Origin of the sequence: Heyndrickxia sp. MSNUG (genome assembly GCF_049532715.1) — a bacterium.
Classification (GTDB): Bacteria; Bacillota; Bacilli; order Bacillales; family Cytobacillaceae; genus Mesobacillus.
This window is the reverse complement of sequence record NZ_CP150978.1, coordinates 4,370,415-4,381,851: the sequence shown is the minus strand read 5'-3', so window position 1 is coordinate 4,381,851 and position 11,437 is coordinate 4,370,415. Positions and strand designations below refer to the sequence as shown.

The following is an 11,437-nucleotide window of genomic DNA, read 5'->3' as shown; positions in this document are numbered from 1 at the left end:
TACTCAAAGGAGGTGGGTGTTAAACGTACTTTGTAGATTCACCTAAAAATATAAACTCTGGGGAATTCGTTAACAGCATGATTTCCTGGGATGGCTGTTGGTTTAAACCAACTGAAATATTCCCCTTTTTCGCAAATTATGCATAAGGTGAGGCGTTTATATGAAGCAAGTAAAAGAGGATTATCTTATCAATGAAAAAACCGTGCTGCTGACTGGAGAGTATGTAAAGAATGGCCGCCAGTGGACAAGGGTAATCGAGGGTGAAGAAACATTCCTCGTAAGAAAGCGCCCAATTGAACTGATTAATAAGGCGCTGCTGTGTTTGGGGTCGGACTTCAGGGCGGCTCGCAGAAGTTCCAAGTACATACTCGGAGAATGTCATATGTGTCCGATCAGGGTCAATTGCAATCTCGGAATATGGCTGTTCCCTACAAAATCGTACAGAGATGAGCATTGCATCTGGTTTTCGTTGATGCACGTCAAAGACACGAAGCCTTGCGGTATAAGAAGAACAAAGGTTTATCTCAGTTATAACCATGAATTTGAAATCGAGATGAAGGAATCATCTTTTAATAATAAAAAGAATAAAGCGAATCAGTTAAGAGAGAATATGCTGAGGAATGCACAAAGTCCCCTTACATTTTACCTGGAGCCGAAAAAAGGTCTTAAAATCATTGAAGGGCCTGGGTTAAATCGGTATGAGCTGAAGAAAGATTAAACGTGTCTGGCACCTTCCAAATAATAGGAAGGTGCCAGACACGTTTATTTTGTCGGTAAAGGTGGGTAAGTAGATAGTAACAATCTACCAAACCGAAAGAGGTGTTGATCATGAACAACGACAAGAAATCGAATTTCTATAAGCCCGAAGAGCATAGAGGACTATTCATGGATATCTTAGAGACGGATGATAACACACAGCACCTTCTCAATCAGGAAAAAACGCGATACACAAAAGGCGCTGATGAGATCATCGACAAGGTCCAAAATGCTTTCCTTGAAAAAAGAAGAGCTGAAGAAATTGACTTATCCCTTGAAAACCGCGATAAAGAAAGATTTATGGCATTGACTTCAGAAGGATGGGAAGAGGTTTTATAAATATATCGCATATCGAATAAGTATATAAAAACGTCATCTATTCGTAGTTGACGTCTTTTTCTGTTTGAAAATCTATCAATTATTAAGTCGGAAGTCACCGTAATTAAATCTTCTTGCCCTCCTAATTAGTTTTATTTCCCACATGGTTTCCAAACCAATTAACTCCAAAATAAATACTCAAGAAAAAATAATAAATTCCTTCACTTTTACTCGCGGAAATGACTATTAAACTAATATTTCAAACTAAATTGGTAAAAAAATAGTCTAATAGTCTTGAATTTTACCGATATTTCAATATAATAATATTTGGGTATTTTTTCTATAAATAGAAAAAATATAAATTTTTACCGTTATTTTCGTATTTTACGATTATATAAATTGATTATGGGGAGTGTCGATGATTTTGGGGAAAAAGAAGTATGAGAAGTTTTTAGCAGCAGCTGTATCTGCGGCGGTTGTCACAAGTGCTGCAACACCTGTTATCCAAGCGGAAGCAAGTTCTTTTAGTGATGTACCACAGACTTCAGCCTATTATGATGCTGTACAGTCCATGACTTTAACAGGGGCAATTTCAGGTTATGCAGACGGAACTTTTAGACCACATTTACATGTAACTAGGGCGCAAGCTGCTAAAATGCTGGCTTCTGTATTAAAGCTGGATGTTACATTAGAAAAACAAGTTTCATTTTCTGATGTAAACAAAGATGCGTGGTTTGCTGGTTCTGTATCTGCATTAGTGAATAAAGGAATCATATCTGGATATGCAGATGGAACTTTTAGGCCAAATGACACCATTACTAGAGCACAAATGGCAAAAATGCTTGTTAATGCTTTTGAATTAGCAGGCAAGGAGTCAAAAAATAGTTTTAAAGATGTTAAGCAGGGAGATTGGTTCTTTCAATATGTGAACACGCTTGTTGAAAATAAGGTAACAGTAGGTAAATCACCTTCAGAATTTGGTCCTGGAGAAGCAGTGACTCGCGGCCAAATAGCAATTTTTATCCATAATAGTAATAAGATTGTTAAGACACCTGAAGTGCCTGCAGACAATGGGGGAGTTGTAGTTCCTTCAAATCCTACACCACCGCCAGCTACAGAGCCGCCAACACCACCTTCCACGGTAGATTTTTCAAAGCCAATCAGTGAAGCTGGTACTTACGGTCCTGCATCAGGAACCCAGACGATTAATGGTGATGTAGTCATTTCAGGTCCTGGGGTTACTCTTCAGAACGTCAATATTACTGGTAACCTTATTTTAGGTGCGGGCATTGGTGAAGGGGAAGTTTATTTAAATGGAGTAACTGTTTCTGGTACCACTGAAGTAAGAGGTGGCGGAGAGAACAGTATCTACTTCAATGATACAGTTCTGGCCACTGTCATTGTAAATAAGAATGATGGGAAAATTAGGATTGTCGCTGAAGGATCCACTGTTGTTGCTGATTTGCAAATTGAATCCTATGTAAAAGTAGAAGAAAAGAACTTGGATCAAGGTGCAGAAGGTTTTACTAATGTTGTTGTCGCAGAAAGTGTTCAAAGTACTAATCCAGCGCTGGCTGTTTCGTTAACAGGGACGTTTGATACTGTTAATTCAAGAGCTACAAATGTTCGAATTAATTTAACAGAACAAACAGACATCCAGACATTGATCATTAACGCATTAGCTACTGTATTAGGGACAGGAACTGTTTCAACTGCGGAAATTAATGCCGCAGGTACATCGCTTGAGACGCGTCCAAGTAATCTTGTTTTAACTATTCCTCCAGGTGAAAGCATCCAGATTGGGACAGGTGATCAAGTTCAAACAGTTACAGAGAGCTATTCAGATATTGAAACCACTGTTTTAACGGGTGCCTCTGCAACCCAAGGAATCATTGATGTAAAAATGGATTCCTTTGTCGCAGACTTAAACGAAAGTGATTTTACAGTGTCAGCTAAGCTGATTGGAACAGATGGAACTGAAGAATCAGTTGAATTACAAAACCTTTCATACCATGCAAACCAGCAGCGTTTTACATACGAACCGGTAGCATTGGAAGGAAATGCTGACAAAGCCCTGCATATTACAATTGCGCCGGCAAGTGAAAAAGTAAGTGGCGAAGCACGAACCGTTGAGGTTAAGCTTGGAACTGGTTTCGAAGGTAGAATTACTGATATCTATGGTGTAGGTGTCGCTGGTCTGAAAATCAAGTTCAGAGCGGGTTCAGGTACTACAACTGGTGAGGTTGCAGGAGAAGCAACTACTGATAAATATGGATACTATTCTGTATCATTACCAGCAGGAATTTATACTGGAGAACTTTCTGGTCAAGGATATATGACTTCCTATATGCTTGGTACTGCAGAGACCAACCGGTATGTAGTGGAGCAAAATGAAACAGCAATTCGTGCCGCAGCAACAAATGAAGTGAAAGTGATGCTGTCATGGGGTGAAAACCCAAGTGATTTAGATTCCCATTTATATGGATATACTCCAGATGGAAAGGGAATGTTCCACACTTGGTTTGCTGATGAAATCCATTCTGAAAATGGGGAGCGGATTGTTGACCTTGACTGGGATGATGTTGATTCATTTGGGCCCGAAACGACTACAATCCGTAAAATAAAAGATGGAAAATATAAATTTATTGTTCATAACTTCTCTGGTGAAACTCCACTATCAACTTCAGGTGGAAAAGTAGAATTCTTCAAAGGGAACTCGACTACTCCGGATTATACTTTTAGTGTGCCTGAAGGTGACGGAACGGAACGTTACTGGATTGTATTTGAAATGACAGTCACTAATAATGGCGAGAATATTGATGTTGAGGCTATCAATACGTTAACCAATGAGGAGCTGGAATTTTATGCAGGTCCAGAAGCTCAGGAAGTTATGATTGATTCAGATACTCTTGAAGAGGGAACCTTAGAAGCTGGGGATACAATCGATTTAAAATTCAATACAGTTTTAGAAAATAGCAATGGCGAAGCGGTAGAAGCCGTTCGTAATGCATTAGCGGGAACGGAATTTGATGGAAAAGTCGAAGTATCCTCTGTCGCGGGTGAAAATTTAGATACTGATGTCATTAGATTGAAAGTTTTAGAGGGACAATCTGTAAACCTTTCAATGGTAGGTGAAATTTATCTGCCAGAGGGAGTAGTTACGGATACGGATGGAGTAAAAAATCTAAGTGATATTTATTTCGGTTTATACGGAAATGGTGATCCGGGTTATCCAGGAAATGAATATCTGGAATATAATATTGATTCTATTACTAACAATGGGTTGTACCTTCCCCTAAATACAGAAGAAGTAGGAGCTTTTGCTACAATCAGCAATGGTGACTCCGTGTTACAGGAAGACACCGGCGATGGAATTGGTGATTACACTTATGAAACCCAAGGTCCAGACTTTGGAATCATTCATCTTAAAAAGGAATATATGGATAGCCTGAATTTACAGGCAGGTGACCTTGTTGATTTCACCCTTTCCTCTGAATCTGGTGAACAGTTAAAAGTGGTCACTGTGGAGGCTGTAGACTATCCTACGTTCACTCATAACTTTAATTTTGTTGATCCGGAAGGAAACCCGGGTGTGGTTGCAGTTTATTTATCTGAAGCGTTAGGATCCTCTGTTGGGGTTGAATTAGAGAATAATGCAGACGTATCTGCTTCTGTTTCTGTTGAAAAAGATTCTGAGATCATTAACGGTACAACTTCAGTCTATTTACAAGACTTTGATGGCGACAGCAGTAATGGAAAGCGCCCAGCAATCGTTATTTCCGGGCCAGAAGGAGCACTAATTGAAAGACCGTTATCTGTCATCATCGACAATACCTTGTTTGATTTAGATGGGAATTCATTTGGTCCGAATCATGGTTTTTATATCCCGAATATGTAAGAAGTAAGATTGCAGGCATCATCCAATAATTGGGGGGTGCCTGTTACTTTTATTTTGCCACTGCTTACCCACTTTATAGTAAACTAGTTAAAAAGAAAGCAATTAAGGGAGATAATCATATGATTTTAGTTGTTGGTGGTGCTGGTTATATCGGCAGTCATCTTGTTGAAGAGCTGGTTAAGACGAATGAAGTTGTGGTATTGGATAATCTTTCGACTGGGCATCAGAGAGCGATTGACACCCGTGCTGTATTTGTGAAGGGTGACCTTGGGAACGAAGCGGACCTTGAGGCTGTTTTTGGCAGCTATCCTATCAAGGCAGTCATGCATTTTGCGGCTAATAGTCTTGTAGGAGAATCTGTCGTGGATCCGCTGAAATACTATGAGAATAATGTGGCTTCTACACTTACACTTTTAAAAGTGATGATGAAATACGATGTGAAGAACTTTATTTTTTCATCGACGGCTGCTACGTATGGAATTCCTGATGTGGATATCATCAGTGAGGACAGTCCGACGGTTCCGATCAATCCATATGGCCAGTCAAAGCTGATGGTGGAAAATATTTTAGCGGATTTCGCGCATGCATATGACCTGCGTTATGTGGTTCTGCGCTATTTTAATGCAGCCGGAGCAAGCGCTTCTGGAAGAATCGGTGAAATGCATGATCCAGAAACGCATCTGATTCCAATCATCCTGCAGCATCTGTTGGGACAGCGTGAGCAAATTTCCGTTTTTGGAGACGATTATGAAACGCCGGATGGAACGTGCATCCGTGATTATATACATGTGACGGATTTGGCGAATGCCCATATTGCTGCGCTTGAATCCCTGTTGAATGGTCAGAATAAGGCCGCCACATATAATCTGGGCAATGGCCTTGGCTATTCTGTAAAAGAAGTAATCGATATGTGTGAGAAGGTTACTGGACGCAAGGCGAATGTCGTCATGGCTGACCGCCGAGCAGGTGATCCGGCGAGATTGGTTGCATCTGCAGACAAAGTTCACGAGGCTTTGGGCTGGAAGGCAGAGCGGGATTTGGAAAAGATTATTGCTAGCGCGTGGGCGTGGCATCAGAGTATAGAATAGATATTTAGTAGAACCCTCCCAAATCCGGAAAATAGTCCAGATCATTCAATGACTGAAAGTTGCAATCTTAAATTCTTGATTTTGTAAAAAATAATATAAAAATATTACGTAAAACGAAACGAAAAAGTATAACCTAGAATGTAAGTGCTAGTAAACATCCAATTATTGGGTATTTACTAGCGCTATTTTATTATGATAATAAAATTCTAATTCTTTTGAAATAGTATTCTGATAGATATTTACTACTAAAGTAATATATGGTATTAATTAAATAATCGGAATCTTTACAAATTCCAGAATATTGTAGAAAGGAGTAAATTTCTGAAATCTAGCAAGTTTACTTAAGGGGGAAAATAGGTGTTTAAAAAAGGTATTGTTAGTGCTCTAGTATTATCGATGGCATTTTCGAATGCTGCCATGGCTGCTGTTCCTGAACCTGCAGCAAAGGTCAAACCAAAGGTTCAAAGAAGCTTAACCGATGCTGCTGTTCAATACAATGAGAATCAAAAGGTCCGTGTAATCGTTGAACTTAAGGATAAGCCTGCTATTGATTTTGCTCAGAAAAAAGGAGTGAAATACAGCGAGCTTGATGAAGCGACAAAAGAAAATTTGGAATCCGCGGCACTTAAGCAGCAGGAAGAGGTAGTTTCCCAATTAAGCACAAAAAAATTGAATGTAAAAGTTCTCGAGAATTTTACAACAGTTGTGAACGGATTTAGTGCTGAGGTAGAGTACGGGAACATTAAATTTATAAAAAATCTGGAAAATGTTTCAGATGTTTATATTACACATGAATACAAGCGTCCCGAAGTAAAGCCTGAAATGCTTTACAGTAAGGAATTGGTTGAAGCTCAAAAGGCTTGGGATGATTATGGCTATAAAGGTGAAGGAATGGTTGTAGGTGTTATCGACACTGGTATCGATCCTTCTCACCGAGATATGATTCTTTCGGCTGATACAGACGAAGAGCTTTCAAAAGCAGACGTTGACCAGATTGTTAAAGAAAATGGCCTAAAAGGTAAGTATTATACAGAAAAAGTGCCTTATGGCTACAACTATATGGATGACAATGATACCATTCTTGACCTTGGAAAAGAAGCTTCCATGCATGGAATGCACGTATCAGGTACTGTTGGTGCTAACGGGGATGAAGAACACGGCGGAATCAAGGGTATCGCTCCTGAAGCGCAAATCCTTGGTTTAAAAGTTTTTGGTAACGACCCTGAAATGCCGTCTACATTCAGTGATATTTATGTAAAAGCAATTGACGATGCAATCAAACTTGGCGTAGACGTTATCAACATGAGCTTAGGTTCAACGGCTGGATTCGTTTTACCGGATGATCCGGAGCAAAAGGCTGTTCAAAAAGCAGTTGACAATGGTGTGCTAATGTCTATCTCTGCTGGTAACTCTGCTCACTTCGGAAACGGATGGACTGCGGCTAACCCGAACCCGAACAACCCTGATATTGGAGTATCTGGTTCTCCAGGTGTTTCTTACAACTCCTTACAGGTAGCGTCTTTTGAAAATAAATTCATGAATCTTGATGCGATCACAGCTAAAATTGGCGATGCGGAAAGCAAATATCCATTCTTGTCTGCAAGCTCTGTACACCCTAATGATATTGAACAGAAGGCTTATGAAGTTGTATATGCTGGTTTAGGTTCAGTAGATGAAGTTGCGGCTGCTGGCTTGAAAGGTAAGTTCGCATTAATTCAACGTGGTACTTATGGATTTGTTGAAAAAGCTTTAAATGCTCAAGCAGCAGGAGCTGCAGGGGTCATTATCTATAATAATTCTGATGGCTATGTAAATATGGCATCTGATCCAAACATTAAAATTCCACAGTTATTTATGTTGAAGTCTGATGGTAACGCTCTTAAGACTGCATTGGCTGCAGGAAATGCTGTTACTTTGGAATTCAAAGGCGATGTAACAAAAGCTTCGAATCCATCAGCTGATAAAATGAGTGATTTCACTTCATGGGGATTAACTCCAAACCTTGATTTCAAACCTGAAATCACTGCACCAGGCGGACAGATTTTATCAACATTCAATGATAACAAGTACGGAATGATGAGCGGTACATCAATGGCAGCTCCACACGTATCGGGCGGTTCTGCTCTAGTACTTGAACGTGTTGACGCAGAGTTTGGCGTGAAGGGACTTGCAAGAGTTAATCTTGCTAAAAATATCCTTATGAATACTGCTGCTCCTGTAATTGATAAAGGAAAAGCGAATGGATTGTTAGGTTTAAATATCCCTTACTCTCCAAGACGCCAGGGTGCAGGTTTAATGCAGCTGCACGCAGCATTATCAACTCCTGTCGTTGTTACTGAAAAAACAACAGGAGAAGCAAAGGTTGCTTTACGTGAAGTAGAAGACAAGGCTACTTTTACATTAAAAGCTAAGAACTATTCTGATAAAGCGGTTAGCTATAATGTAGGCGTCAATGTCCAGACGGACCTTGTTCTTTTCGGAGAAATGGGCTATGAAGCTAGCAAGCTTGAAGCACAACCATTGGAAGATGTGGGTATTAAAGTAAATGACAAGGATGCTGAGACAATTGAACTTGCTGCAGGAGAAGAAAAAGAAGTAATCGTCGAACTTGACCTGTCTAAAGCAATGGTTTTCGATGAATTTGCTGAAGACTATGTTCCTGCAACATCTATTTTCAAAAATGGCTATTTCGTTGAAGGGTTTGTCTCTCTGACTGACCAAACCGACACAAATCCAGAACTGACAGTTCCTTACGTTGGCTTCAAAGGGAAATGGGGACAAGCTCCTATAGTCGATGCACCAATGTGGGAGGAAGATTCATTCTACGGAATGACTGGTTTATTGGATGAGAACTACAACTTCCTTGGTTTTGATTATTTTAGCGGCAAAAATGGTGAAGTGAAGCCTGAGTATATGGCATTCTCTCCAAATGGAGACGGCTCACAGGATAAAGTAATCCCGCTTGTTTCATTCCTAAGAAATGCAAAGCAAGTAGAATACAATGTCCTTGATAAGGATGGCAAGAAAATCCGTACTTTACGTACAGAAAACAACGTTAGAAAGAACTACTATGATGGCGGAAGAAGTCCAGAGTATTCTTTGAACCCTGCAAGAGCATGGGATGGCGTGGCTGATCTTAAGAAAGTTCCTGAAGGAGACTACCAGATCGAAGTTCGTGCGGTCGTAGACTACCCAGGCGCTGAATGGCAGTCATTCAAATTCCCTGTAAAAGTAGACGTAACAGCTCCAACAGTTGAAGCAGCGTTCAATGCTGAGACGAAGGAATTGACGCTTACAAATGCGGCTGACAATGAAAACGGAAGCGGCCTGGCGTATGTGGATGTCCTTGTTGATGGCGAGTCTGTATTAGATGCTCCATTAACTGGAGACGGCACATATACACTTAGCAAAGTTTCTGAAACTAATTATGTAGATGTTGTAGCTGTTGACTATGCTGGTAACATTACAGTAGTTAACGCTCAGGATGCTGTTGATGTTGAAATTCCAGATGTACACGTATTGACTCCAGAAGCATTTGGAACAATCAATTCGAAAGAAACAGTTGTTTCTGGATGGGTTGCTGACACTTCTGGCATCCATGACTTGAAAGTAGCTGGACAAGATACAGAGCTGGTTTATAACGTTCAAGAAAAGCGTTATGACTTCTCAACTAAATTGACTTTCGATACTGATGGAGTAAAGTACTATGACATAAGTGCAGTCGATGGAAAGAACAACAAAATTTCCTTCAAGCGTACAGTATTCGTGGATTCAACGGCTCCTACTTTAAAAGTAAAAGGAGCACCGGGAGCGGTTGCACCAACAGTTAATAAGGTTCCTGTATCACTTGAAGTAGCTGACAACTTCGATGAAATCCGTGTATATGTAAACGGAAACGAAGTATTCTTTAACGAATTCCTTGAGCCGTACGCAATGCGCAATTTCAAGAAGACAATCGACGTTGATTTAGATCTGAAAGATGGCGACAACGACTTCGTATTCGAAGTGACTGACCTTGCTGGCCACAAAACTACTGAAAAAGTAACAATCAAGAAACTGGTTGAAAGCGGAAATCCTGGCGGCGGAACTGTCCCTGGACCAGCTCCAGCTCCAGTGCCAAACACTGATCTGGGTCAAGTTGATGTTGATACTTCTAAGGGCGAAGCAACAGTATCTGTTGATGAGCAGAAGTTCGCAGCAGCTCTTAACGATTCTTCAAGCAAAAATGTGACTCTAGACCTGTCTTCTGTTTCAGATAAAGTGTCTACAGTGAAAGCAAAACTTCCTGCTGACTCAGTAGCTAAAGCTGCAGAAAGCAAGAAGAGCCTGACCCTTAAGACTGGCAGTGAATCAGTTGACGTTCCAGCCACTGTTTTAGCTGACCTAGCGAAAGAAAAAGGTAATGTTATCTTCACAATCGGTAAAGCAGCAGTGAAAGCATCAGCTGCACAAGCACTTGCTGAAGTGAACCTGTCCGTAGTTGTTGAGAAGGATGGAAAGCAAACTGCTTATACGAAGTTCGATAAGCCAGTAGCTGTTTTTGTATCTGTAAGCGGTAAGACATTCACAGATAAGCGCAAGGTTGCTGCATACGCTGTAACTGGCGGTAAGCTGGATTACGAAGGCGGTAAAGTAACTGGTGAAACATTCACGTTCAAGACTCACCAGACTGGCAAGTTTGCAATCTATGAAAACAGCAAGACTTTCAAAGATATCAAGACTCACTGGGCTAAAGATGAAATTGAAGTTTTAGCTTCCCGCGAGATCATCAAAGGTAAAACAGATGAGTTGTTCGCTCACGGCGAAAGTGTCACTCGTGCACAATTCGCAGTGCTTGTAGCACGTGCATTGAACCTTCCTACTTCCGAGTACAAAGGAACATTCAAAGATGTACCTGCAAGCTATACATGGGCAGCACTTGAAATCGAAGCAGCAAACCAAGCTGGGCTCATTTCCGGTATGGGCAATGGCAAATTTGCTCCAAACGAAAAGATTACCCGCGAACAAATGGCGGCAATGGTAATCAGAGCGATTCAATACAAAGACGCTAGCGTTCTTGACGGAGTAAAAGCACCAGCTTCATTCAAAGACAGCAATAAAGTCAGCAATTTCGCGAAAGACTACGTAGGCAAAGCAGCAGCACTTAAGCTCTTAAATGGCTACGCAGACCAAACATTCGCACCAAAAGCCGACACAACACGCGCTCAATCAGCGGTCATCCTATACCGTCTATTAGACGCACTAGGTGAACTGAAGTAAGCGCAATTTAACACACTAAAGCGTTAGGACTTTCCCTTATTGGGGCTTTCCCTCATTGGGGGTCAGACCCCCGGTGGTTTAAAGGAGTAAAGTGCCTGAGTGTGATTCCATTGAAAGT

General features: G+C 40.7%; 5 protein-coding genes. All 5 read left to right on the top strand.

Features of this window, described 5'->3' with window-relative positions; genetic code table 11:
- Positions 1–160 precede the first annotated feature (160 nt).
- The 5 genes from AABM38_RS22035 (at position 161) to AABM38_RS22015 (ending at position 11,319) form a co-directional block, all read left to right on the top strand.
- Complete coding sequence (locus AABM38_RS22035; RefSeq protein ID WP_423408295.1) at positions 161–718, top strand: competence protein ComK; 558 nt, start codon at positions 161–163, stop codon at positions 716–718.
- A gap of 110 nt (positions 719–828) precedes the next feature.
- Complete coding sequence (locus AABM38_RS22030; protein ID WP_423408294.1) at positions 829–1,095, top strand: IDEAL domain-containing protein; 267 nt, start codon at positions 829–831, stop codon at positions 1,093–1,095.
- 397 nt (positions 1,096–1,492) lie between these two features.
- Positions 1,493–4,972, top strand: a complete 3,480-nt coding sequence (locus AABM38_RS22025) for an S-layer homology domain-containing protein (RefSeq protein ID WP_423408293.1) — start codon at positions 1,493–1,495, stop codon at positions 4,970–4,972.
- A gap of 119 nt (positions 4,973–5,091) precedes the next feature.
- Positions 5,092–6,060, top strand: a complete 969-nt coding sequence (galE, locus tag AABM38_RS22020; protein WP_423408292.1) for a UDP-glucose 4-epimerase GalE — start codon at positions 5,092–5,094, stop codon at positions 6,058–6,060.
- A gap of 357 nt (positions 6,061–6,417) precedes the next feature.
- Complete coding sequence (locus AABM38_RS22015; RefSeq protein WP_423408291.1) at positions 6,418–11,319, top strand: S8 family serine peptidase; 4,902 nt, start codon at positions 6,418–6,420, stop codon at positions 11,317–11,319.
- The last annotated feature ends 118 nt before the right edge of the window (positions 11,320–11,437 follow it).